This window comes from Streptococcus oralis (assembly GCF_016127915.1).
GTDB classification, from domain to species: Bacteria; Bacillota; Bacilli; order Lactobacillales; family Streptococcaceae; genus Streptococcus; species Streptococcus oralis_BO.
Genome location: NZ_CP066059.1, coordinates 1,868,629 through 1,894,913, shown reverse-complemented (window position 1 = coordinate 1,894,913; position 26,285 = coordinate 1,868,629). Strand labels below are relative to the sequence as shown.

Annotated in this window: 21 protein-coding genes; 6 read left to right on the top strand and 15 right to left on the bottom strand. The window is 42.0% G+C overall.

Going from position 1 to position 26,285, the window contains the following annotated elements; all coding sequences use genetic code 11:
* Positions 1–100: 100 nt before the first annotated feature.
* Both I6H78_RS09260 and parE read right to left on the bottom strand, forming a co-directional pair.
* Positions 101–919: an aminoglycoside 6-adenylyltransferase gene (locus I6H78_RS09260; protein ID WP_198459506.1), complete on the bottom strand. Its 819-nt coding sequence runs from the start codon at positions 917–919 to the stop codon at positions 101–103.
* A 615-nt stretch (positions 920–1,534) separates the two neighbouring features.
* Positions 1,535–3,478, bottom strand: a complete 1,944-nt coding sequence (gene parE, locus I6H78_RS09255; RefSeq protein ID WP_198459505.1) for a DNA topoisomerase IV subunit B — start codon at positions 3,476–3,478, stop codon at positions 1,535–1,537.
* A gap of 135 nt (positions 3,479–3,613) precedes the next feature.
* On the opposite strand from parE, the gene plsY reads away from it, so the two are divergent.
* The gene (gene plsY / locus I6H78_RS09250) at positions 3,614–4,255 is read left to right on the top strand and encodes a glycerol-3-phosphate 1-O-acyltransferase PlsY (protein WP_198459504.1); all 642 of its coding nucleotides are present in this window, start codon (positions 3,614–3,616) and stop codon (positions 4,253–4,255) included.
* Between the two features lie 34 nt (positions 4,256–4,289).
* Here plsY and I6H78_RS09245 read toward each other — a convergent pair whose 3' ends face one another.
* From I6H78_RS09245 to I6H78_RS09210, 8 genes are all read right to left on the bottom strand, one after another.
* A complete protein-coding gene (locus tag I6H78_RS09245) occupies positions 4,290–5,246 on the bottom strand; it encodes an ABC transporter permease (RefSeq protein WP_000029132.1) in 957 nt (318 codons plus the stop codon).
* Positions 5,247–5,248: 2 nt separating this feature from the next.
* Positions 5,249–6,307, bottom strand: a complete 1,059-nt coding sequence (locus I6H78_RS09240; RefSeq protein ID WP_000038684.1) for an ABC transporter permease — start codon at positions 6,305–6,307, stop codon at positions 5,249–5,251.
* A complete protein-coding gene (locus I6H78_RS09235; RefSeq protein ID WP_000929834.1) occupies positions 6,300–7,835 on the bottom strand; it encodes an ABC transporter ATP-binding protein in 1,536 nt (511 codons plus the stop codon). Before I6H78_RS09235 ends, I6H78_RS09240 begins: the two co-directional genes overlap by 8 nt.
* 136 nt (positions 7,836–7,971) lie before the next feature.
* Complete coding sequence (locus tag I6H78_RS09230) at positions 7,972–9,027, bottom strand: BMP family lipoprotein (RefSeq protein WP_001036151.1); 1,056 nt, start codon at positions 9,025–9,027, stop codon at positions 7,972–7,974.
* Between the two features lie 90 nt (positions 9,028–9,117).
* Positions 9,118–9,507 carry a cytidine deaminase gene (locus I6H78_RS09225; RefSeq protein ID WP_198459503.1) on the bottom strand — a complete coding sequence of 130 codons (390 nt, stop codon included), beginning with the start codon at positions 9,505–9,507 and terminating at the stop codon, positions 9,118–9,120.
* Positions 9,494–10,156: a deoxyribose-phosphate aldolase gene (gene deoC, locus I6H78_RS09220; RefSeq protein ID WP_198459502.1), complete on the bottom strand. Its 663-nt coding sequence runs from the start codon at positions 10,154–10,156 to the stop codon at positions 9,494–9,496. Before deoC ends, I6H78_RS09225 begins: the two co-directional genes overlap by 14 nt.
* Positions 10,157–10,175: 19 nt before the next feature.
* Positions 10,176–11,453: a pyrimidine-nucleoside phosphorylase gene (locus I6H78_RS09215; protein WP_198459501.1), complete on the bottom strand. Its 1,278-nt coding sequence runs from the start codon at positions 11,451–11,453 to the stop codon at positions 10,176–10,178.
* On the bottom strand, positions 11,450–12,040 hold the full coding sequence (locus I6H78_RS09210; RefSeq protein ID WP_198459500.1) for a class I SAM-dependent methyltransferase: 591 nt from the start codon (positions 12,038–12,040) through the stop codon (positions 11,450–11,452). The genes I6H78_RS09215 and I6H78_RS09210 overlap by 4 nt, the downstream gene beginning before the upstream one ends.
* Positions 12,041–12,245: 205 nt before the next feature.
* Between I6H78_RS09210 and coaA the strand changes: the two genes are divergently transcribed.
* The 3 genes from coaA to I6H78_RS09195 all read left to right on the top strand — a co-directional run bounded on the left by coaA (position 12,246) and on the right by I6H78_RS09195 (position 14,056).
* On the top strand, positions 12,246–13,166 hold the full coding sequence (gene coaA / locus I6H78_RS09205) for a type I pantothenate kinase (protein ID WP_198459499.1): 921 nt from the start codon (positions 12,246–12,248) through the stop codon (positions 13,164–13,166).
* 67 nt (positions 13,167–13,233) lie between these two features.
* On the top strand, positions 13,234–13,470 hold the full coding sequence (rpsT, locus tag I6H78_RS09200) for a 30S ribosomal protein S20 (RefSeq protein ID WP_001274000.1): 237 nt from the start codon (positions 13,234–13,236) through the stop codon (positions 13,468–13,470).
* Positions 13,471–13,522: 52 nt separating this feature from the next.
* A complete protein-coding gene (locus I6H78_RS09195; RefSeq protein ID WP_198459498.1) occupies positions 13,523–14,056 on the top strand; it encodes a DNA topology modulation protein in 534 nt (177 codons plus the stop codon).
* A gap of 16 nt (positions 14,057–14,072) precedes the next feature.
* Here the strand turns inward: I6H78_RS09195 and metG are convergent, their stop codons facing one another.
* From metG to I6H78_RS09175, 4 genes are all read right to left on the bottom strand, one after another.
* Positions 14,073–16,070, bottom strand: a complete 1,998-nt coding sequence (metG, locus tag I6H78_RS09190) for a methionine--tRNA ligase (protein ID WP_198459497.1) — start codon at positions 16,068–16,070, stop codon at positions 14,073–14,075.
* A gap of 135 nt (positions 16,071–16,205) precedes the next feature.
* Positions 16,206–17,465 carry an ABC transporter permease gene (locus I6H78_RS09185; protein ID WP_001180392.1) on the bottom strand — a complete coding sequence of 420 codons (1,260 nt, stop codon included), beginning with the start codon at positions 17,463–17,465 and terminating at the stop codon, positions 16,206–16,208.
* Positions 17,466–18,167, bottom strand: coding sequence for an ABC transporter ATP-binding protein (locus I6H78_RS09180; RefSeq protein ID WP_000733797.1), 702 nt, complete (start codon positions 18,165–18,167; stop codon positions 17,466–17,468).
* Complete coding sequence (locus tag I6H78_RS09175; protein WP_198459496.1) at positions 18,151–19,335, bottom strand: efflux RND transporter periplasmic adaptor subunit; 1,185 nt, start codon at positions 19,333–19,335, stop codon at positions 18,151–18,153. The genes I6H78_RS09180 and I6H78_RS09175 overlap by 17 nt, the downstream gene beginning before the upstream one ends.
* A 266-nt stretch (positions 19,336–19,601) precedes the next feature.
* Between I6H78_RS09175 and gor the strand changes: the two genes are divergently transcribed.
* A complete protein-coding gene (gor, locus tag I6H78_RS09170; protein WP_198459495.1) occupies positions 19,602–20,948 on the top strand; it encodes a glutathione-disulfide reductase in 1,347 nt (448 codons plus the stop codon).
* A gap of 142 nt (positions 20,949–21,090) precedes the next feature.
* Positions 21,091–21,627 (top strand): biotin transporter BioY, encoded by a 537-nt coding sequence (locus I6H78_RS09165; RefSeq protein WP_198459494.1) that lies wholly within the window; start codon positions 21,091–21,093, stop codon positions 21,625–21,627.
* 86 nt (positions 21,628–21,713) lie between these two features.
* Here I6H78_RS09165 and I6H78_RS09160 read toward each other — a convergent pair whose 3' ends face one another.
* Positions 21,714–26,033, bottom strand: coding sequence for a Cna B-type domain-containing protein (locus I6H78_RS09160; protein WP_198459493.1), 4,320 nt, complete (start codon positions 26,031–26,033; stop codon positions 21,714–21,716).
* Positions 26,034–26,285: the final 252 nt, after the last annotated feature.

Here is a 26,285-nt window from a genome sequence, read left to right as displayed (position 1 = left end):
AAAAGATATTTTACGGGAATTAGTCCCATGTTCAGTTACCGTAAGTAACCAAACAATCCTTTCTGTAGTTTAATCTTTTAAAATTAAGGTATTTATGTAGTTAGCGATTAAGAAGTCTCTCCTTAGCATACTGAATCATCTTCTCAGCTACTCTCATATCATAGTCAAATCCCATCTTGTGAGCAAGGAATTGAGCCTCTTGGTGGAAAAGTTCCATGGTAGCAAATAAAGACTGGGTGATTTTATCTAAACTTGTGAAATCAAGTAGATTTGAGAATTCCTTCTCTTTCTCAGCAGATAAATAGTTAAAGAGATACTTGTAGTTCTTTCCAATATCAACTCTTCCCCTATCACTTGCTACCTGCCAGGCCATAACTTTTAAGAGTTCTTGTTGACAAATCCCGTAGAGATGGTCAGTCACATAAATGACTTTCTTGCGACAGATTCCCTTGATCACGTAAGCTGACACCCACCAAAATTCATTACAAGCTTTTTCAAAATCAATCGCACTAGCTGGGCTTGTCCAAAAACGTTGGGGACTTGGAAAGTAGGGTTCAAATAATCCCTTCTCATCCTCTAAAACTGTGAACCCAGCCTCACTATCCACCCATTCTTGGATATAGTCTTTGGGGCAGAGGGTCAAATCAATTCGATTGCCATCTTCAAAGAGCATGAGATAGAGGCGACGGTGACCAAGAAAGACATGCTGCTCGATAATACGTTTGCCAAACTGGTCCAACCAAGAAAAATTCCTCGTCAGATTATCTAAATCGTCCACGACATAAACAACATCGTAGTCCTGAAACTCATCTTTTGGTGCTTTTGTATCCGTTCTCGAACCAGATAGAGCCACAGCCTCAACTTGTAAAGATTTAGCAGTCTGTGAAATTAGTTCAAATATTTCCTGGTCAGTTCTCATCTTTCACTCCTTCATCACTTAGAGCTATTTGAAATTGTTTTTTTATTATAAATTGTAAACAATCGGTCATCTCTGACATTAGCTAAGCAATTAATCTCTATCCCCTACCAAAAACTATTCTGTGTTTTACTGATTTCGTTTGGTGTAATGGAGATAGAAAGGAGGAAGATAAGAAACCAGAATCATCAAAATCATTACCAAGAATGTCAACAGATGTATCTGAACTAAATTTACCACATACGATCCCAGAACACCTACAGATAGGGGACCTAAAATATAGCATAGGAAAATCAAAAAAGCCTTCCACCGTTTCTCCGGATAGACATAACACAATCGAATAAGTGTGTAGATTAAGGCTCCTGCTATCAAAGGAAAACCAAATAAAATCATGACAAAGGATGCCACTAAAGAACCGGATTCTGACGAATCCATATTGAATAAAAGCATCAAGATCATAAACAAGGTAAATACAATCGGTGCATATAAACCTTGGAAACTTTTTTTTCGACTGTTAATGTAGAATGCAAGAATAGCCGAGGGTAAAGAAACTAAGAAAATCAAACCCAAATAACTTCCAAAAATCGAATGTCCTGAACTATCCATTAATCATACTCCTTAAAACACTGTCGCTTCTTCCAGCGTAAACTTGACATTGTCTTCAATCCACTTGCGGCGTGGTTCAACCTTGTCTCCCATGAGGACATTGACACGGCGTTCAGCGCGGGCTAGGTCTTCGATTGTGACACGGATAAGAGTGCGGGTTTCTGGATTCATCGTTGTTTCCCAGAGTTGATACGCATTCATCTCACCAAGACCTTTGTAGCGTTGGAGAGTGGCTCCTTTGCCAAATTGCTTACGGAGTTCTTCTAGCTCTCCATCCGTCCAAGCATAGGCCACTTCTTCTTTCTTGCCTTTGCCTTTGGACATCTTATAAAGAGGCGGAAGGGCGATATAGACATGTCCTGCCTCAACTAGTGGACGCATGTAACGGTAGAAGAATGTTAAAAGAAGAGTTTGAATATGGGCACCGTCGGTATCTGCATCGGTCATGATAATGATCTTGTCATAGTTGGCATCTTCAATAGAGAAGTCTGCGCCCACACCCGCACCGATGGTATAAATCATGGTGTTGATTTCTTCATTTTTGAGGATATCCGCCATCTTGGCCTTGGCTGTATTGATAACCTTACCTCGAAGGGGCAAGATGGCCTGGAACTTACGGTCACGGCCTTGCTTGGCAGAACCACCGGCAGAATCCCCCTCGACCAGATAGAGTTCATTTTTTGCAGGGTTTTTAGACTGAGCTGGAGTTAATTTTCCAGACAACAAGCCCTTGTCTTTCTTATTTTTCTTACCATTTCGGCTCTCATCACGCGCCTTTCGTGCTGCTTCACGAGCATCACGCGCCTTGATAGCCTTGCGAATGAGATTGGAAGCCAGTTCACCATTTTCCATAAGGAAGAAGGTCAACTTATCAGCCACAATTCCATCCACAACCGGACGAGCTAGCGGACTCCCCAGTTTATCCTTAGTCTGCCCTTCAAACTGCAAGTGTTCTTCTGGAACGAGAATTGATAGAACGGCTGCTAGTCCCTCGCGGTAGTCTGACCCTTCAAGGTTTTTATCTTTTTCCTTGAGAAGTCCCGTCTTACGAGCGTAGTCATTCATGACCTTGGTAATGGCAGACTTGAGTCCTGTCTCATGCGTTCCACCGTCCTTAGTACGAACGTTATTGACAAAGGACAGAATGTTATCTGAAAATCCATCATTGTACTGGAGGGCAACTTCCACTTGGAAACCATTGTCTTCGCCTTCAAAGTATAGGACTGGCGTCAAGGTTTCCTTGTCTTCATTGAGGTAGGAAACAAAGTCTTGTACCCCGTTCTCATAATGGAATTCGATTGCTTCATCTGTTCGCTTATCTGTCAAAGACAAGGTCACATTTTTTAAGAGAAAGGCTGACTCATTGAGACGTTCTGAAATGGTATTGTACTTGAAGTCAGTCGTAGAAAAGATCGTCGCGTCAGGCATGAAGGTGACTTTGGTACCTGTCTTAGACTTGGGTGCTGTACCAATTTTCTTCAAGGTCGTAACAGGTTTTCCGCCATTTTCAAAACGTTGCTTGTAGACTGTACCGTCACGAGTAATTTCAACTTCCAACCAACTTGAGAGTGCATTAACGACCGAAGAACCCACCCCGTGGAGACCTCCAGATGTCTTATAGCCACCTTGACCGAATTTTCCTCCAGCGTGGAGAATGGTAAAGATAACCTCAACAGTTGGAATTCCCATGGCGTGCATCCCAGTCGGCATCCCTCGACCGTGATCCTCTACTGTTAAACTTCCGTCTTTATTGATAGTCACATCAATGCGGTCACCAAATCCAGACAAGGCCTCATCGACTGCATTGTCCACAATTTCCCAGACTAGGTGATGGAGACCAGCACCGTCAGTCGATCCAATATACATCCCCGGACGTTTACGGACCGCATCCAACCCTTCTAGCACCTGAATGGCATCATCATTGTAGTTATTAATATTGATTTCCTTTTTTGACACAAGGAACCTCCTATTTGTTCATCTTTTCTATTTTACAGGTTTTCTAGGGATTTTGCAAAGCTTTTCTCTTTCAGCTGTCACAATTTCACAGGATATTCTCTGACTTTCGAAAGCATTTCATGGTATAATAGGTCTATGATGACTTTTGTATTATTAATTTTAGCTTATCTGCTAGGTTCAATTCCGTCTGGTCTTTGGATTGGACAAATCTTCTTTCAAACAAATCTGCGTGAACATGGTTCTGGAAACACCGGAACAACCAATACTTTTCGAATTTTAGGTAAGAAAGCGGGTATGGCAACCTTTGTGATTGACTTCTTTAAAGGAACCTTGGCCACTCTCCTTCCAATCCTTTTCCACCTTCAAGGTGTATCACCTCTTGTATTTGGTCTTTTGGCTGTCATTGGACATACTTTCCCTATCTTTGCAGGATTTAAAGGGGGCAAAGCTGTCGCAACCAGTGCTGGAGTGATTTTCGGATTTGCGCCTGTTTTCTGTCTCTATCTAGCAATCGTATTCTTTGGAAGCCTCTATCTAGGTAGTATGATTTCACTGTCTAGCGTTTCTGCTTCTATCGCAGCCGTTATCGGAGTTCTCCTATTTCCGCTATTTGGATTTATCCTAAACAGCTATGACCCTCTCTTCATTTTGATTATCCTAGCACTTGCTAGCTTAATTATCATTCGTCACAAGGATAATATCACACGTATCAAAGATAAAACTGAAAATCTTGTCCCTTGGGGATTGAACCTAACCCACCAAAATCCTAACAAATAAAACGCCAGTTTGAAACTGACGTTTTTTTGTATGCTTATTTTGACTTGATGTAGTTGATACCGTCTGCCTTAGGTGCAACTGCTTTTCCAAAAAAGGCTGCCAAGACAAGGATGGTCAAGACATAAGGTGCGATTTGAAGGTAAACCGCTGGCACTCCTTGGAGGAAAGGTAATTGAGAACCGATAACTGCCAAACTTTGTGAAAGCCCAAAGAAGAGACTAGAAAGCATAGCACCGATTGGGTTCCATTTACCAAAGATCATTGCAGCAAGGGCGATAAATCCAGGACCGACAATAGTTGTCACTGAGAAGTTAACTGAGATTGATTGAGCATAAATCGCTCCCCCAATTCCACCAAGGAAACCTGAAATAACAACCCCTAAATATCGCATCTTGTAGACATTGATCCCCAAGGTATCCGCTGCCTGAGGGTGTTCACCAACAGAGCGAAGGCGAAGACCAAAGCGTGTCTTAAAGAGAATAAACCATGCAAGGAAAGAGAAGGCAATCGCGATATAACCTAGTAGACTGGTAGACTTGAAGAAGATATCTCCAATCACAGGGATATCAGCCAAAACTGGGAAATCAAAACGTCCAAAAGTCTGGCTTAAGTTATCCGTTTGCCCTTTGTTATAAAGAACCTTAACCAAGAAAACTGCTAGGGCAGGAGCCATCAAGTTCAATACTGTACCACTGACAACATGGTCCGCACGGAAATGAACTGTAGCGACGGCATGGATGAGGGAGAAAATAGCTCCCACGATACCAGCAACTAACAAGGAAATCCAAGGGGTCGCCGCTCCAAGTTGTTCTGCAAACTCAAGGTTAAAGACAACCCCAGAAAAGGCTCCCATAACCATAATTCCTTCAAGACCAACGTTAACGACACCACCACGTTCAGAGAAAACTCCCCCGATACTCGTAAAAATAAGTGGTGCTGAGTAAATCAGCATAGAAGAGACCAAGAGGGTGAGTAATGTTGTAATAGACATCCTTACTTACCTCCTTTAACTTGTTTTTTAGGTTTGACAAAGCGTTCGATAATGTAGTGAACGCTGACAAAGAAGATAATAGACGCTGTTACAATGCTAACAAGCTCAGACGGAACTTGCGCAGCGTTCATACCCGGTGCTCCTACTTGCAAAACACCAAATAAGAAGGCTGCAAAGAGAATTCCAATTGGTGAATTTCCAGCAAGCAAACTAACTGCCATTCCGTTAAATCCGATAGCTAATGATGATCCCTGAACGTAAACGTTTTGGAAAGTTCCAAGACCTTCGACAGCTCCACCAAGACCAGCCAGAGCACCAGAGATAATCATTGATAGAATGATTGTACGTTTTGCAGAGATGCCTGCGTACTCTGAAGCATGGGGATTGAGACCAACTGCGCGAATTTCAAAACCGAGAGTCGTTTTCTTTAGCAAGAACCAAATCACACCAACAGCAATGATTGCAAAGAAGATTCCAATATTCATACGGGAATTTCCAGTCAACTCTGATAACCATGGTGTCTGATATGTAGCATTGGCACTAACACGAATCGTTGAGTCTGTACTTTGCATAATATCTTTAGGAAAGGCATGAATAAAGGCATTTCCCACATACAATACAATGTAGTTCATCATGATGGTCACGATAACCTCTGACGTACCGAGATAGGCTCTTAGGATACCTGGAATCGCACCAACAATTCCACCTGCGATCAAAGCAATAATTACTGTTAATGGAATCAAAACGAGACGAGGCATATCTGGATTTGACAAGGCAAACCAACCACTGAGAATCCAGCCTGCCAAAGCCTGACCAGGAAGTCCGACGTTAAAGAAGCCTGCTCGACTGGCAACTGCGAAACCTAGACCTATCAAGACAAGAGGACCCATGGCACGGAAAATTTCTCCAATCCCACGGAGGCTACCGAAAGCTGTATAGAATAACTCCTCATAACCCCAGATAGCATCATAGCCGAAGATCCACATGACAATGGCTCCGAGCAAGATTCCTAAGAATACGGAAATCAAGGGAACCGAAATTTGTTGTAATTTTTTAGACATCACTCTTCTCCTTTCCCAAGTTTCCACCAGCCATCAAGACACCAAGTTCTTGTTTGTTAGTTGTTTCTGGCGATACAATACCTTGAATCTTACCATCGTGAATAACAGCAATTCGGTCTGAGACATTTAAAATCTCATCCAATTCAAAGCTGACAACAAGGACAGCCTTACCGTTATCACGCTCTTCAATCAAACGTTTGTGGATATATTCAATGGCACCGACATCCAAACCACGAGTTGGCTGGCTGACGATAAGGAGATCAGGATCTCGGTCAATCTCACGAGCGATAATCGCTTTTTGTTGATTTCCTCCTGAAAGAGCTGCCGCTGGAACAAATTCGCTTGCCGCACGGACGTCAAATTCTTCCATCAATTTCTTGGCATGTGAAGTGATATTGGCATAGTTCAAGATGCCATTTTTGCTGAGTGGTTCTTTGTAGTAGGTTTGAAGAGCGATATTTTCTGAAATCATCATCTCCAAAATCAAGCCATCCCGGTGGCGGTCTTCAGGAACATGCCCCACGCTGAGTTCTGTAATTTGTCGAGGATGCATCCCTACGATTGATTTGCCTTTTAATTCAACACTACCTGACTCAACCTTGCGAAGGCCTGTAATGGCTTGAATGAGTTCAGATTGACCATTGCCATCAATACCTGCAATACCGACGATTTCACCAGCACGAACATCCAAAGAAAGATTTTTCACAGCTGGTACACCGCGGTTTTCATTGACAACCAAGTCTTTGATAGACAAGACCACTTCTTTGGGTTGTGGTGCCTGTTTTTCCGTTTTAAAGGAGACAGAGCGTCCAACCATCATTTCTGCCAAGTCCGCATTGGTTGCCCCTGCGATTTCAACCGTCTGGATTGATTTCCCACGACGGATAACCGTCACTCGATTCGATACCGCACGAATCTCATCTAACTTGTGGGTAATCAAAATAATGGACTTCCCTTCTTTGACAAGGTTTTTCATGATTGCCATCAACTCATCAATCTCTGAAGGAGTCAATACAGCTGTAGGTTCATCAAAGATAAGGATATCAGCACCACGATAGAGTGTTTTCAAGATCTCTACACGTTGTTGGGCACCAACGGAAATATCCGCCACCTTAGCAGCAGGATCCACTGCCAAACCATAACGTTCAGAAAGAGCCTTGATTTCTTTAGTAGCACCAGCTATATCTAGAACACCATTTTTAGTGATTTCACTCCCTAAAATGATATTCTCAGCTACTGTAAAAGCTTCAACCAACATGAAATGTTGGTGAACCATCCCAATTCCAAGACCAGCGGCTTTAGATGGTGAGTCTAGTTTTACAACCTGACCATTCACCACAATTTCACCACTCGTTGGCTCAAGAAGTCCTGCCAGCATATTCATCAGAGTGGATTTACCCGCTCCATTTTCTCCTAAAAGTGCATGGATTTCACCTTTTCGCAGTTGCAAGTTGATTTTGTCGTTTGCTACAAATTCACCAAACACCTTGGTAATATCCCGCATCTCAATGACATTTTCGTGTGCCATATGCTCTTCCTTTCAGAGGTTTATTTTATTTCAATAAAACCTGCTAATCACATTAACAAGCTCTATTGAGACAAAAGTTGCCTCAATTCTTAAAGAAGCGACCAATGGCCGCTTCCTAAGAAATGACTTTTATCCATTATTTTTCAGGAACTTTTACGCTTCCGTCAAGGATCTTAGCTTTTGCATCTTCAACAGCTTTTTTACCTTCTTCTGAAAGGTTTGTTACTGCTAGCTCAACCCCTTTATCTTTCAATGAGTAAACAATCACTTGTCCACCAGGGAATTCACCTTTTTCTGTTTTGTTGGCAATATCTTTTACAGTTGTACCAACTTGTTTCAATGTAGATACAAGAACGAAGTTAGATTCTTTACCATCTTTAGAAGTGTATTTACCTTCTGCTGCTTGGTCACGGTCTACACCAATAACCCAAACTTTTTCGTCTTCGTTTTTGTTTTCGTTCAATGATTTTGCTTCAGCAAAGACACCAGCACCTGTACCACCAGCTGCTTGGTAGACAACGTCTGCACCGGCAGCATATTGAGCTGCTGCAATTGTTTTACCTTTGGCAGCATCACCAAATGAACCAGCGTAGTCAACTTGGACTTTGATAGATGGGTCTACTGACTCAACACCAGCTTTGAATCCAGCTGCAAAACGTGAAATAACTTCAGATTCGATACCACCTACAAAACCAACTTGTTTTGTTTTCGTAGTTTTCGCTGCTGCAACACCTGCAAGGTAAGCTGCTTCGTTATCCGCGAATCTTACGCTCGCAACATTATTTTGACCTTCAATCACATCATCAATCAAGACATAGTTCAGGTCAGAGTGGTCTTTTGCTGCTTCCTCAACTGCATTGTGAAGGGCAAAACCAACACCGAAGATCAGGTTGTAACTTCCAGCCGCTTGTTGCAAGTTGTTAGCATAGTCTGCTTCACTTGTTGATTGGAAGTAAGTATAACCTTTATCTTTAGAAAGATTGTGTTCTTTACCCCAGTCTTGCAAACCTTCCCAAGCTGATTGGTTAAATGATTTATCATCAACACCACCAGTATCTGTTACGATTGCTGCTTTTGTCTTCATTTCTGATGAAGATGAAGCTGCGTTACGAGAAGAGCGGTTACCACATGCAGCAAGTCCAACTGCTGCTACTGCAACTAGACCAAGGCCTAGCCATTGTTTCTTGTTCATTACTGAACCTCCTAAATAAGATGTGCAACGATGTTGCAAGTATGGATTGTTTGGTCACACAGACCACAGCCACTGCAAGAGTGGCCCAGACTAATTTAAGTCTGTAAATGAGTATGGAAGTAACTCCCCGACCGTCATCTCGACCGTCGATTTATCTTTAGCGACTAAGGTCACTTTTAGATCTTGTTCAAAAAATTCAACCATGACCTGGCGACAAGCACCACATGGCGAGATGGGCTTTTCAGTTTGTCCATAGACAATCAATTCTGAAAACTCCCGTTGCCCCTCCGAAACTGCTTTAAAAATAGCAGTACGTTCTCCACAATTAGTCAAGGGATAGCTAGCATTCTCGATGTTCACACCCGTATAAATACTACCATCCTTGGCTACTAAAACAGCTCCAATAGGAAAGTGAGAATAAGGCACATAGGCTTGTTTGCTGGCTTCAATTGCTAGTTCAATCAACTCAGTAGTCGCCATCAGCCAATTCTCCTTTTAAGATTGTTACACCAGCAGATGTCCCGATACGGGTAGCACCAGCTTCCACAAAAGCAACAGCATCTGCATATGAACGAGCTCCACCAGCTGCCTTGACTCCCATAACAGGTCCAACTGTTTCACGCATTAATTTAACATCTGCTATCGTAGCACCACCAGTTGAAAAACCAGTTGATGTCTTGACAAAGTCAGCGCCTGCTTTCTGGGATAATTGGCAGGCCACAACCTTTTCATCGTCTGTCAACAAGCAAGCTTCGATAATGACTTTCACCAACTTGTCACCACTTGCTTCGACGACAGCACGGATGTCCGATTCAACTAAATCTAGATTGCCTGATTTGAGAGCGCCGACATTGATAACCATATCAATCTCATCTGCACCGTTTTGGACAGCTTCTTTTGTTTCAAAAGCTTTCACAGCAGAAGTTGTTGCTCCCAAAGGAAAACCTACTACTGTACAAACCTTTACATCTGAGCCTTCAAGCCCTGTTTTCGCATGTTTAACCCATGTAGGATTAACACAAACGCTGGCAAAGTCATACTCACGCGCTTCAGATAGCAAACGATCAATTTGTTCTTGACTTGCATCTTGCTTTAAAAGCGTATGATCGATATATTTATTTAACTTCATATTCGGATTCTCCATGGTTTTATGAGATAATTTCTATAATTTCTCGTAAACTTTGCACTCCATCATTTATTTTAACATATTTTTGAAATTCTGTAACTAGTTCAGAAGAAATTTTTCCATTTGTATAAACTTTTGCAACAATTTCACCCTTTTGAACGGAGTCACCGACCTTCTTCTCAAAAACGATTCCAGTTTCATAGTCTAAATCATCAGACTTGACTGCACGACCAGCTCCCAATCTCATAGCATAGAGCCCAAATTCCATTGCAGGAAGAGCTGAAATAACACCTGTATCTTGAGCTGGAATTTCCACCACATAAGCAACCTTGACTGGGCGATAGAGATCTTTTAAATCACCGCCTTGAGCTGCTACCATTTCTTCAAACTTAGCCAGTGCTTGGCCATTCTCAAGATGTTGACGGATTTCCTCGATCGTTTTTTCAACATCAGCCAAGCCAAGCATAATCTGAGCTAGCTCGCAGATAAAGTGACTAATATCTTCTCGGCCTTTTCCTTGGAGAATCTCGATTGCCTCAAGGATTTCCAGACGATTGCCAATAGCTTTTCCCAAGGGTTGGCTCATATCGGTAATGACTGCTACCGTCTTTCGACCAACAGCCTTACCAAGATCCACCATGGTTTGAGCCAATTCACGAGCCTCATCAACCGTCTTCATGAAAGCACCCTCACCGACCGTTACGTCTAGCAAAATGGCATCCGCTCCTGCAGCGATTTTCTTGCTCATCACCGAACTAGCAATCAAAGGAATCGTATCGACAGTTGCTGTCACATCTCGTAGTGCATAGAGAAGTTTGTCTGCTTTAACCAGCTGATCGGACTGCCCAATGACAGATACACCAATGTCCTGTACCTGACGAATGAAATCTTCTTGACTTCGCTCGACTTGATAGCCCTTAATGGACTCCAATTTATCAATTGTCCCACCAGTATGGCCGAGACCACGACCACTCATTTTAGCAACGGGTACACCGAAACTCGCAACAAGGGGAGCCAAGATTAAGGTCACCTTATCACCTACACCACCAGTCGAATGCTTGTCAACTTTAACCCCCTCAATAGCTGACAAATCAAACTCCTGACCTGTCTTGACCATATTCATCGTCAGATCAGAAATCTCACGTGTGGTCATTCCTTTAAAATAAACAGCCATAGCAAAAGCAGACATCTGATAGTCTGGAACAGTTCCAGCCACATAGCCTTCTACCAGCCACTTGATTTCATTTGAAGTCAGTTCTTGACCATCTCGTTTCTTTTGGATTAAATCAACTGCTCTCATTCTTTCACACTTCTAAGGATATAGTATCCCTTATCTTTCTTTACGATTTCACAATTTCCAAAAACGTCTTCCATCTTACTTTTAGCACTTGGAGCTCCTTGTTTTTTCTGAATGACGATGGTTAATTCTCCTCTGTCTTTCAAGAAATCTCTGCTCTTTTCGATAATCTCATGAACAACCTGTTTGCCCGCTCGAATCGGCGGATTGGAAATAACATGGTCAAACTTCCCTTCAACTTGTTCATAGATATTGGATTGGAAAATCGTTGCTTCTACTTTATTACGTTCAGCATTTTGTCGCGCTAGGTCCAAGGCACGATTATTGATATCGACCATGGTTGCCTGAACTCCATAAGCCTTGACCAATGACAAGCCCAATGGCCCATAACCACAACCCACATCAAGGACCGTCTCTCCTTTGTTAACCTCTAGACACTTGAGCAAGAGCTGACTCCCAAAGTCAACCATTTTCTTGCTAAAAACACCCGCATCCGTCAAAAAGGTCATGTTTTCTCCCAACAACTCCACTCTCAACTCATGAATATCGTGAGCAGCGTCAGGATTTTCTGCATAATACATTTTACTCATAAAACTATTTTACCATATTTTAGTGAAATATTAAACCGTTTACAAAGCTAAATTTCAAGACAGAGACTACATCTGTTATGATAACAACCAAAGTTTTTCAATGATTTTCATTTCTTTTAAAAACTATATATCATAATTCGATTCAATTCGTTTCTGTCTTTATAAGTGAAATATGATATACTAAGGTATCAAACGAGGAAACATTATGACCAACGAATTTTTACATTTTGAAAAAATCAGCCGCCAGACTTGGCAATCATTGCATCGCAAAACAACCCCTCCCTTGACAGAGGAAGAGTTAGAATCCATCAAGAGTTTCAATGACCAGATTAGTTTGCAGGACGTAACGGACGTCTATCTTCCCCTTGTCCATCTTATCCATATTTACAAGCGCACTATGGATGATTTGGCATTTTCAAAAGGAATTTTTCTCCAACGTGAAAGTAAATCGCAGCCTTTTATCATTGGGGTTTCTGGTAGTGTTGCTGTGGGGAAATCAACCACTAGTCGCTTACTTCAGATTCTTCTATCACGTACTCTCCCAGATGCTACTGTAGAATTGGTGACAACTGACGGTTTTCTCTATCCCAATCAAACCTTGATGGACCAAGATATCTTAAATCGCAAAGGTTTTCCTGAAAGTTATGATATGGAAGCCTTGCTGAATTTTCTTGATCGTCTAAAGAATGGACAAGATGTCGATATTCCTGTCTACTCTCACGAAGTGTATGACATCGTTCCTGGAGAGAAGCAATGTGTCAAAGCTGCGGACTTTGTCATTGTCGAGGGGATTAATGTCTTTCAAAACCCTCAAAATGAGCGCCTTTACATCACTGATTTCTTTGATTTCTCCATCTATGTGGATGCTGCGGTCGAGGACATTGAAAGTTGGTATCTAGATCGTTTCTTAAAACTGCTCAGCTTTGCCCAAAATGATCCCAACAGCTACTACCACCGTTTTACGCAAATGCCAATTGGAGAAGTTGAAGCCTTTGCACACCAGGTTTGGACCAGTATCAATCTCACAAATCTACAAAACTATATCGAACCGACAAGGAATCGCGCTGAGGTCATTCTCCACAAGACTAAAAACCATGAAATCGATGAAATTTACCTAAAAAAATAATTTCCCCTTGTCAAAACCTAAGTTTTCATATATAATGGTATAGTTAGTAAATATGGAGGTAAGAACATTGGCAAACATTAAATCAGCTATCAAACGCGCTGAATTGAACGTTAAACAAAACGAAAAAAACTCAGCTCAAAAATCAGCTATGCGTACTGCTATCAAAGCTTTCGAAGCAAACCCTTCTGAAGAACTTTTCCGTGCTGCTAGCTCAGCTATCGACAAAGCAGAAACTAAAGGTTTGATTCATAAAAACAAAGCAAGCCGCGATAAAGCTCGTCTTTCAGCTAAACTTGCTAAATAAGAAACAGTCCATAGAGGCTGTTTTTTTGTCCACTAATCAGAAAAGGTAGAAAATGAAAATAGCAATCATCGGATATTCTGGAGCCGGCAAGTCAACTCTAGCTGAAAAATTATCAAACTACTACTCTATCTCCAAACTGCATATGGATACACTTCAGTTTCAACCTGGTTGGCAAGACAGTGACCGTGATTGGATGAAAGCTGAGATGAAAAACTTCCTCACAAAGCACGAAGCTTGGGTCATTGATGGGAATTATTCTTGGTGCTATTACGAAGAAAGAATGCAGGAAGCTGACCAAATCATCTTTCTCAATTTTTCCCCATGGACTTGTCTCTTTCGAGCCTTTAAACGGTATCTCACATATCGAGGCAAGGTCAGAGAAAGCATGGCTGCAGGTTGCCCTGAACGCTTTGACTGGGAGTTTATCCGATGGATTCTCTGGGATGGACGTACAAAACCTGCTAAAGAACGCTATCAACGGGTTCAAGAAACCTATCCAGAGAAAGTAATTGTCCTCCGGTCGCAAAAGGAGATGGACCACTTCTTAGAAAAGATCGCAAACAACAAGAAAAACCAACGTGTATAACGTTGATTTTTTGCTTTTACCCAATCACACTTCCGTTTGGTACAGCTGGATCAACTGTGAGAAGGGTTAATTTGCCATCATGTTCAGCTGAGAGGATCATTCCTTGGCTGACGTATTTTTTCATCATCTTGCGAGGTTTGAGGTTGGCAACGATTTGGACCTTCTTGCCGACCAATTCTTGCTCATTTGGATAGTATTTAGCAATTCCTGAGAGGATTTGACGATCTTCGCCATCACCAGCATCGAGGCGGAATTGGAGCAATTTATCAGAACCTTCCACTTTAGACACTTCTTTGACTTCTGCGACACGGATCTCAACCTTGTCAAAGTCTTCGAACTTGATTTCATCCTTGTTGAGTTTGAGTTCAACTTCATCTGGATTCCATTCTTTTTCGACTGCTGGTTTATTGCCTTCCATTTGCTCCTTGATATAGGCGATTTCTTCTTCCATATCCAAACGTGGGAAGATTGGTGTTCCTTTGGCAACAACAGTCACACCAGCAGGGAAATCAGCCAAGCTCAACTTTTCAAGGCTCGCCACTTCTTCCAAGCCAAGTTGAGTCATGACCGCACGACTAGTTTTCATCATAAATGGCTCAATCATGTGAGCTACAACACGAAGGCTGGCTGCCAAGTGGCTCATGACACTTGCCAATTGGTCGCGAAGAGCTTCATCCTTAGCCAAGACCCATGGAGCTGTCTCATCGATGTATTTGTTAGTGCGAGAGATAAGCGTCCAGACTGCTTCTAAAGCACGTGGGTAGTCAACTGCATCCATGTGTGTATGGTAGTCAGAGATAGATTGCTCTGCTACTTGAGCAAGAGCATTATCAAATTCAGTCACACCCTCTACATAGGCAGGGATTTGCCCATCAAAATACTTGTTAATCATGGAAACTGTACGGTTGAGGAGGTTTCCAAGGTCATTGGCCAATTCATAGTTGATACGACCTACATAGTCTTCTGGAGTAAAAGTTCCATCTGAACCGACTGGAAGGCTACGCATGAGGTAGTAACGGAGTGGATCCAGTCCATAACGTTCTACTAACATTTCAGGGTAAACGACATTCCCTTTAGACTTAGACATCTTACCGTCTTTCATGACAAACCAACCATGAGCAATCAAGCGGTCAGGCAATTTCATATCCAACATCATGAGAAGAATTGGCCAGTAGATAGAGTGGAAACGAAGGATGTCTTTCCCTACCATGTGGAAGACCGTTCCATTCCAGAACTTGTCGTAGTTAGCATGATCGTCTTGCCCGTAACCAAGAGCAGTCGCATAGTTAAGAAGGGCATCAATCCAAACATAGACAACGTGTTTTGGATTTGATGGGACTGGCACGCCCCAGGTAAAAGTTGTACGAGAAACCGCCAAATCTTCTAAACCTGGCTCAATGAAGTTCCGCAACATTTCATTGAGACGACCATCTGGAGTGATGAAGTCAGGGTGAGATTTGAAAAATTCAACCAAACGGTCTTGGTATTTGCTGAGGCGAAGGAAGTAAGACTCTTCTGAAACCCATTCTACTTCGTGACCTGATGGAGCGATACCACCCGTTACATTTCCAGCTTCATCACGGAAAACTTCCGCAAGCTGACTTTCTGTAAAGAATTCTTCATCTGAAACTGAATACCAACCAGAATATTCACCTAGGTAGATGTCATCTTGAGCAAGTAAACGTTCAAAGACTTGCGCCACTACTTTTTCATGGTAGTCATCCGTCGTACGGATAAATTTATCATATGAGATATCAAGTAATTGCCAGAGTTCTTTGACACCAACTGCCATCCCATCAACATAGGCTTGAGGTGTGATGCCAGCTTCTTCCGCTTTTTGCTGGATTTTCTGACCATGCTCGTCAAGACCTGTCAGATAAAAGACATCGTAGCCCATGAGGCGTTTGTAGCGAGCTAGGACATCACAAGCGATGGTTGTGTAGGCAGAACCGATATGAAGTTTACCAGATGGATAGTAAATCGGTGTTGTAATATAAAAATTCTTTTCAGACATAATTTTTCCTTTCCAGGCAAATGAAACCTGTTTTTCTAACACTTCATTATATCATATTTTTAGTGATTTTCGATAGGAAAATCCATATAAAAACAAGATAGACAAGTGTCCATCTTGTTTTTTCTGTTCTATATCTTATTCATAACGAAGGGCTTCAATCGGATCAAGCTTAGAGGCTTTATTGGCTGGTAAGACTCCAAATATCATACCGACACTTGCTGACACAGCCAAGCTAAAGAGAGCGATTGGGAGGGAAACCCCAACTTCGATACCTGCAATCATGTTTTGAAGCAATACTCCAGCTAACATAGTCATTCCAGCAGCAATCCCAAGACCGATGACTCCACCAAGCAGGGTCAAGATCATAGACTCAATCAAAAACTGAACTAAGATATTAGCCCGTGTAGCTCCGAGAGCTTTCCGCAGACCAATCTCACGCGTGCGTTCTGTCACCGAAACCAGCATGATATTCATAACACCAGTTCCCCCGACAAAGAGAGAGATTCCTGCGATGGCACTGATAATGGTGGTCATAAAACCAAAGAGTTGTTGCACTTCTTGGAAGGCAGCAGTTGCGTCCGCAACTTGGTACTCTCCTTGTTGAAGACCTGCAATCTCAGTCAGTTTTCGAGCCAACTCCGGACCCAAGGTCTGCGTTAGACTAGTATCATTGACACGAAAGACGATGTTCGAGATTTCATCAGTATTAAAATTGGCTGCGAGAGAGATATTGGTCGTAATTGGAAGACCACCAATCCCAAAGGCTTTAGCAGTTTTAGCTTCATTGCTAGTATAAACGCCAATCACACGGTAACTAAATTCATTAACAGAGATGATTTGATTAACCGCAGCTTCTGGACTATCAAACAAACTTTTGGCTAGTTCTTCATCCAACAAAATCACACTAGCAAATTCCTTATAGTCTTGCGGTCTCAGACTTCTACCCGCAACGATTTCATTTTCAACTGCGTTCATGTAGGTGCTATTTCCGCCTGTCAGAGTCGCTCGTTCAACCTTCTTATCCTTATAAGATAAGGTAACGTTGGTCGAGTTGGTGACATAGTAACTGTCTACTCCTTTGAGTTTGGCAGCTTCCTTGACCCAGGATTCTAGTGGTTTTGGTGGTTCAACATGAACATCCTCTTCTTTCCCACTGACTGTCAAAGCGGATTGTTTCTGCGTAAAGGAGCCATCCTTGCTCTTGATAGGTGAGAAAAAGACATGGATATCCTTCTGTGATTTGGTCATGTTTTTATTGACCTGACGAGACATGGAGTCTCCCAGAGCCATGATGACAACGACAGACGAAACTCCGATGATAATCCCAATCATAGTCAGGAAGGAACGCATCTTGTGTGCCATGATGGATGAAAAGGCAAATTTCAGATTCTGCATCTAGTTTTCCTCCTTTTCTACCTGAGCACTGTCAGACGAGATGACACCATCACGAATGACAATTTGGCGTTTGGCATAGGCAGCAATCTCAGGTTCATGCGTGACCATGATAATGGTTTTCCCTTCCTTGTTTAACTCCACCAACAACTGCATGATTTGGTTTCCCGTCTTGGTATCCAAAGCTCCTGTCGGTTCGTCAGCTAGGATGATAGAGGGATTATTTACCAAGGCACGTGCAATCGCTACACGTTGCTTTTGACCACCTGATAACTCAGAAGGCAAATGATGACTGCGCTCCGTCAGCTCAACTTTTTCCAAAAATTCCTCCGCCAATTTCCGACGTTTGGAAGCCGAAACACCAGCGTAAATCAAGGGCAACTCGACGTTTTGAAGTGCATTGAGTTTGGACAAGAGAAAGAACTGCTGAAAGACAAAGCCGATTTGCTGGTTGCGGACCTTGGCAAGCTGTTTCTCTCCAAGACCTGCAACTTCTTGCCCTTCAAGGTAGTACTCTCCACTGGTTGGTGTATCCAACATTCCGATGGTATTCATCAAGGTAGACTTACCAGAACCAGACGGTCCCATAATGGCGACAAACTCACCTTCTTGAACTTCTAAGTTAATATTTTTTAGGACCTGCAGTTCTTGGTCACCATTTCGATAACTCCTACAGATATTTTTGAGACTAATTAGTTTCTTCATCAGCCTTCACCTCTTTTCCTTCTTCCAAGGAAGATGTTGGATTACTGATGACCTTGGCACCGTCTGTCAAACCTGAAGTAATTTCTTGGTTGTCTGCATCCGCATTCCCCAAAGTAACTTCCACTTTCTTGGCTTTTTTCTGGTCGTCAACGAGCCAGACATAGTTTTTGTCATTTTCGGTAACAACACTTGTCAAAGGAACAAGGATGGCCTTACTCTTGTTTTTGACTTCCACACTGACAGAGAAGCCTTGTTTCAACTCACCGATATCGCTAGTCACATCAACAGTATAAGGGTACTTAGATCCAGTATTTCCTCCAAGGGCTGCATTTGCTGCTTCTCCATTGTTTTTAGGATAATCAGAAATATAGCTGATTTTTCCTGTCCAGCTCTTATCTTGGTAAACCTTCGAAGTAAAGGTAACTTCTTGCCCTACAGAGAGGTTAGCAAGGTTGTATTCAGACAACTCCCCTTTGACCTGCAAGTTTTCATTACTTACGACATGAACCACCACTTGGCTATTACCTGTTGGCGATTTGGAAACATTACGATTAACTTCAACTACAGTCCCTTCTAATGTACTGAGGACAGTTGCAGCATCTAGCTGAGCTTGAGCCTTGTTGAGCTGAGCTACAGCATCTGCACGGTTATCCTTGGCATCACTGATTTGAGAGTCGATAGAGGATACTGAAGAAGTCGCTGCTTGCGCTTGTTCTGGAAGTCCAGCTTCTGTTGGAACTTGTGGGGAAGCCGGCGCAGCTGCTGCATTTTCACGAGCTTTGTTTAACTCCTCGATATGACGGTCTGCTTTTGCAACTGCACGATCAGCTGCATCGTAGGCAGCTTGAGCATCTGCACTGCTGTATTTGACCAAAGCTTGCCCTTCTTCGACCTTGTCCCCAACCGAAACGAGAATTTCATCTAAATCTCCCTTACTAGCATCAAAATAAACGTATTGTTCATTTTTTGCTGTAACCGTACCTGACAAGAGAACCGATGAAGCAACCGAACCTTCCTTAGCAGTAACGATATGAGAGGTTTCCTCCTTGACTGCTGACTGGGATGGTTGTCTAAAAATCAGAATCCCTGCAGCACCGATAACAATAGCACTGGCAACACCAATCGCTGTGTATAATTGCCATTTTTTCGCCTTCTTATTTCTTTTCATATTTAAACTCCTTTATTCTTTTGCCTTACAAAAACCATTATATCAGAAACACCAAGTCCAAACAATGACAGTTCAGATGGAAACAATGACAATTCAGGATCATTATTTCGTTCGGTATTCGTTTATTGGGTTATTGTTCTAGATATAGAATACAATATCTTTTTGAATTTGGCAAGCGTTTTTATAATTTTTTTACCGTAGCAGATTTTTGCATTCAAATAGTAAAAACGATAGAATATGACTATCAAAGCTATAAGGAGTTTTCAATGAGAGAATATGATATCATCGCCATCGGTGGAGGAAGCGGCGGCATTGCCACTATGAACCGAGCTGGCGAACACGGTGCTAAAGCAGCTGTTATTGAAGAGAAAAAATTAGGTGGAACTTGTGTCAACGTTGGCTGTGTTCCTAAAAAAATCATGTGGTATGGAGCGCAAATCGCTGAAAGCTTCCACCACTACGGCCCTGACTATGGTTTTACAAGTTCAGATGTTCAATTTGATTTTGCTAAACTTCGTCAAAACCGTGAAGCCTACATCGACCGTGCTCGCTCATCTTATGATGGAAGTTTCAAACGCAATGGTGTTGATTTGATTGAAGGTCGTGCTCATTTTGTTGATGCCCACACCGTCAGCGTTAATGGCGAATTGATTCGTGCCAAGCATATCGTGATCGCTACTGGAGCTCGTCCAAGCATCCCAACTATTCCTGGAGCTGAACTTGGTGGTAGCTCTGACGATGTCTTTGCTTGGGAGCAACTTCCTGACTCCGTTGCGATTCTTGGTGCTGGCTATATCGCCATTGAATTAGCAGGTGTTCTCCATGCACTTGGAGTAAAAACGGATTTGTTTGTCCGCCGCGATCGTCCCTTGCGTGGTTTTGACAGCTTCATCGTGGAAGGTCTCGTCAACGAAATGGAAAAAACAGGTCTACCTTTGCACACACATAAGGTACCCGTCAAGCTCGAAAAAACGGAGCAAGGGATTACCATTCATTTCGAAGACGGTTCTAGTCACACTGCCAGCCAAGTTATCTGGGCTACTGGACGCCGTCCAAATGTAGACAGACTTGAGTTAGAAAAGGTTGGAGTTACACTCAACGAACGTGGATTTATCCAAGTGGATGAATACCAAAATACAGTTGTAGATGGCATCTATGCTCTTGGAGATGTTACTGGTGAGAAAGAACTTACCCCCGTAGCCATCAAGGCAGGACGTACCCTATCTGAACGTCTCTTTAATGGAAAAACAAATGCCAAGATGGACTACACGACTATCCCTACTGTTGTCTTCTCCCATCCTGCTATCGGAACCGTCGGTTTGACCGAGGATCAAGCTATCAAAGAATACGGCCAAGATAACATCAAAGTCTACAAGTCAAGCTTTGTATCTATGTACTCTGCCGTTACAAGCCATCGTCAAGAATCTCGCTTCAAACTCATCACTGCCGGTGCAGACGAAAAAGTTGTTGGCCTACACGGACTTGGTTACGGAGTGGATGAGATGATTCAAGGATTCGCTGTTGCTATCAAGATGGGAGCAACCAAGGCGGACTTTGATGCTACAGTAGCTATCCACCCAACTGCCTCAGAAGAATTTGTGACCATGCGCTAATTATCGAAAGAGACCTCTTGAGGTCTCTTTTCACTTGCAAAATCGGATGTTACAAAATTGTTACCTCGTTATAAAAAATAGGTTGACTTTTTCTTCTGAATTAGTATAATAGTTACTATAATTTGAAAAGAGGTTAACAGTTTTGAAAAAAGCTCATATCTATGCTCTCCCTGCTATCGGTGCGGCTCTCATCGCCGTTTTGGCACAAATCAGTCTCCCTATCGGTCCTGTCCCCTTCACTCTGCAAAACTTTGCGATCGGTCTGATTGCTACTATTTTTAGACCCAGAGAAGCTGTTCTATCTGTAGCTCTCTATCTCCTGCTGGGTGCCATTGGTTTACCTGTTTTTGCGGGGGGAGGAGCTGGATTTCACGTTTTAGTCGGTCCAAGTGCAGGCTATCTTTGGTTCGACCTTGTCTATGCTGGACTTACATCTTATCTCATCCATCAAAATAGTGGCTATATTCGCATTTTCCTAGCCAACCTCTTGGGTGACTCCCTCGTCTTTGTCGGAGGTATTCTCAGCCTCCACTTCCTTGCTGGGATGCCCCTTGACAAAGCACTAGCTGTTGGTGTCCTTCCTTTTATCCTCCCTGACCTTGGTAAGATCATTGCCATTAGTTTCATTGGTCGTCCCCTACTCGAAAGATTGAAAAGCCTTCCATATTTTTCAAGATAAAAGAATAGTCCAGAACAATTGTTCTGGACTATTTCCTTTCCAATTACTTTCTAAGAACTAACTGAAAATTAACTCTCTTTTAGAGATTATTTATTTTTACGGCTTACAAAGTACAATCCACCAGTCACTGCCATCAAAGCAAGTCCTGCAACTACTGCTGCGTTAGATGCTTTTTCACCAGTGTTAGGAAGTTGAGGTTTTGGACCTGGTTTTCCTGGTTCATTTGGTTTACCTGGTGTTGGTTTTTCAGGAGTGTGTGTATTTGTGATATTGAAGCCTTCTACTTTAGATGAATAACCTTCAACTGGAACTTCTACTACAGAGTATTCGATTGCTTGGCCGTCTTTATAACGATCAAGGTCTGTGAACTCATAAGTCCAACCAGTTGCTTCTGAGGCTACCGCAGTCTTACCAGTGTCTTGACCATCGGCAAGAAGTTTCACTGTGATAGATGCTGGACGGATACCGTCTTTGTTCTCTTCATCTTTCCATATCTTATGACCTTTTACAGATGTTTTCTCTGGAGCATGTGTATTGGTAACTGTGTACTTACCATCTTTGTCCGTAGTAACTGTTGAGGTATATTCTTTCACAGCTACTTCTTTGACAGTGTACTTGATTTCTTGACCATTTTCATACTTAGGAAGTGCTTTTGATTCGAACTTCCAACCAGTTGCTTCTGAAACTTCAATTTCTTGAACAACTTTGTCGCCGTTAAGAATTTGAACTTTCACTTTATCTGCACGTTTGCCGTCTTGGTTGTTGTTATCTTTCCAAACCTTAGTTCCTGAAAGAACGACTGTTTCTGGTGTGTGAGTGTTTGTCACGACCTGACCAGTCACAGAGGCTTCATAACCAGCTGGTACGTCTACTTCCTTGATAGAGTAAGTGATTTCTTTACCAGCTTCGTATTGTGGAAGATTGGTGAAGGATGCTACCCAAGTGTTAGCGTCTGTCTTATCCTTAGCTGTCAAGGTCAATTTCTTACCTTCAACAGCTACTGAATCTGCATCTCCTACTTTTTTATAAAGTTGAACCGTTACGGACTCAGGACGTTTGCCGTCTTGGTTGTTCGCGTCGTTCCATACTTTTGTTACCTTGTAGTCGATTGCTTTTGGAGCATATTTGTTTGTGATGGTAAAGTCTGTAATAGTTGATTCGTATTCTGCTACGGCTTCTTCTGTTACAGTGTATTTGATTTCTTTACCAGCTTTATATTTTGCTAATTTCGTGAATTCGACAGTCCAAGTTCCGTCTGCGGCTGCTTGAACTTCTTTCGAATCAACTTTCTGACCGTCTGCTAAAAGATTGATTGTAATCTTAGTTGGACGTTTGCCGTCTTGGTTATTCGCGTCATCCCAGTTCTTAGTTGCTTTTACAACAACTGTTTCTGGAGAATAACTATTTGTGATAGTGAATCCTGATGCAGCGTCACCTGTAACCTTAGGAGTGTAACCATCAACAGTTACTTCTACTACAGTGTACTTAATAGGTGTGCCACCTTTATCAGCATCAAGGTCTTTGAAGCTTCCAGCCCAACCATTTGCTTCAGTCAATTCAAGTGTTTTACCAGTATCTTGACCATCTGCAAGCAATTTAACTGTGACAGAAGATGGACGTTTACCATCTTGGTTGTCCTTATCATCCCATTCTTTTTTCACAGGAACTTCAGTTTTCGCTGGAGTGTATTTGTTTGTGAAGACTAGGTCTTTTGCTTCTTTTGAAGCCGTTGCTTTCAATTCAGTCGCACTTACTTTTTCAACCGTTACTTCAACTTCTTGAACTGTCTTATCATAAGTGATTCCTGCTTCAGTTCCAGCAACTTCTGAGATAGTGTACTGGTGAGTTCCCACTTGGCTCTCATCATATGAGATTGGTGAGAAGGTCACAGTTCCGTCGGCAGCGTTTGTCACTGTTTCGACAACACTACCGTCTTCTTTCTTCAATTCGAAGCTGTATTTGCCTGCTTCAAGTGTTTTACCTTCAAGAACTTTCTTAGCTCCAAGAGTTACACTTGTAGCCCCGGCTGGAGTGTAAGTGTTCTCGAATGCTTTTTCATCGTCGTAAGTAACAGTTGCTTCAAGGGCACCTTTACCATTGTCCGCTACAGTAACTGTAGCTGTGATTGTTTTCGAGTCGTACGTGATGCCTGTAGCAGTTCCAGCTTTTTCAGCGATCTTATAAGTATAAGTGCCTGCTTCATCGAAGGTCAACTCTTTAAACTTAACTTTTCCGTTGGCATCATTCTTCGCTGTTTCAACATTACCAGCCTGGTCTGTCAAAGTGAACTCAAATTCATCAGCTTTCAACTCACGGCCTGTCAACTTCTTAGTCACTTCAAGAGAGGCTGAAGTTGGTTTTACTGCATACTTATTGGTAACAGTCAATCCTGCTGTTTGTTCTGAGGTATAGCCATCAACTGTAGTAACTGGATTTCCATCTTTATCAACCTCTTTAACACTGTAGGTATATGTCACACCATTTTGATCGGTCGCAGGAAGATCTGACCATTCTACAGCACCGTCTGTCTTAGGTACTTCTTTTTGGTCAGCATCTGTAACTGCTTCTTCAGTACCACCTTCTAGAGTACGATACAATTTAAAGAAGAGACTTGGACGAACACTATCTGTTCCACCAGTCCAGACTTTATTCGCAGTTACTTTTGTTTTTGGAACCTCATAAGTATTGGTTACTTGTGTCTTGTCTGCATTGTAAGAGACGATGTAGTTATGATCGTTAGATGCGACTTTCTCTCCTTCTTTCAAAGGAAGTTCAGTAGTATCTTGAAGCTCACGAACAGAGTAGATTAATTTTGTTCCATCAACATCATACTTAGGAAGTTGTTTCGCCCATTTGTAAGTATAAACACCATTGGATTCTGTCACTTCTGGAGTATAGCTACCAGAAACAGGTTTAGAGTCCTCAATAGTCTGTCCTTCTTTATGGACATACAAACCGAGCTTAACTTTCTTATAATCTGAGGCTTTTCCACCTACCCAAGTCTTAGTAGCTTCAAAGTCAACTGTCTCGCGTTTGTTGGAGATGTTTAGAGGAACACCCTCTTTTTTCATCTCTACTTCAAACTCTTGACTATTTGCAATATAACCTGACTTAGGTGCTTTTTCTTTTACAATGTATTGACCTTCTGAGAGAACTGGAGAAAGGGCAACGCCATGTTCATCTGTCGTAATTTCAGCAACTTTCGTTCTATCACTCTTCTTAAGAATTTCAAAGACAACGCCACTTAACTTCACAGTAGCATCCGCTTCATCATACTTGGTGATTTTAATTTTACCAGCAAGATCCGCTGTAACAGTTGCACCAGCTCCTTTAACGGATTTGACACCTGATTTCATAGTTGTGCTACCAGTGTCTTTTCCATCCCAAGATTTCCAACTTTTCTGAGGGACACCATCATAAGTTATCCCTGCACTGTTAACAACTTCCGTTCCATCTGCAGGAGTAGTCGTACTATACTCTAAACGTAAAGTTTTGGTCCCTGTATTGGTTGGCAATAAAAGTTCAAATGAAGTACCACCATTTTTGAGGGTTAATAGTGCTGTATCATCCGGATTTGCTTGATAAACCGCTGGATCTGTCGTAACCTTATATTGATGACCAGAGGAAACAACATCTGCGTTGCTAGTGTCTTTTGTTTTATATTCTGCTTCAAAAAACTTAAAACTATCCACAAGATAAGTTGCTAATGACCCCTTACTGGTGTCAATGCTATCATTTATCTTGACAACTTTTCCAGTTAAATCTTCGCCAGCACGATTGATTCGCATCCACCAGGCTAGATGGTCCGTATCAGAATTTGTCCATCCACCCTTATAACCAATTTCGCCTTCAACTGGGACATCTTGGCTATCACTACCAGATGGTTTAAAGGTTATTGTTTGTTCTTTACCCCCAGGTAAACGATACGTGACTTTATTCACTTCTCCAGTTGTTTTTAGTATTGAAGTAGCATTAAATGTCCCTCTAATATCTTGCTTATCTTCAGCTTTTTCATTAAATGTAAAGGTTATTGTCTTCGTAGCACTACTTGCTGTAACTTGTCCTAGTACCTCTCCACTTACACTATCCTTTAATTCAAATGTAGCGTCAACTAAATCTAGACCATCTGGAGCTTTTACGGTGAAATAATCACCATTCTTTATCTCTCCTGCTCCTAAATTGGGAAAACTGTACTCCCCATAATAGAGAGCTCGTACCTCTTTTTGTCCCTTAGAATGCCAAAAAGTTTCGTCAGCTGTACCAGACCCCGAATTTCGTATTTCAACATTTGACAATGTGACCTTATCTGTCAAATCTTGCGCCTGTACTGGATTCATTAAAGAAACCGAGCCAAGCAAAACTAAGAGTGGTGTCAAAATATACAACCACAATTTTTTAAATTTCATGATTTTTCCTTTCTAAATGATTGAAATTGATTGAATAGTGCATCTTCTTCTCCCAGTAGGCAACACCCCTTTCAATCGCATGATTTGTTACACGATAATATACTTGTAACACTTGCTTTGAAAAACGAGTACACTATTATAGTATTTCGAAATATTTATTCAATTCAATCTTTAGCAGGAGTATCATTACTCTTGGTCAGATGGAAATATAGCAAAATATCATCCACGACTATTATACTACATATCTTTGAA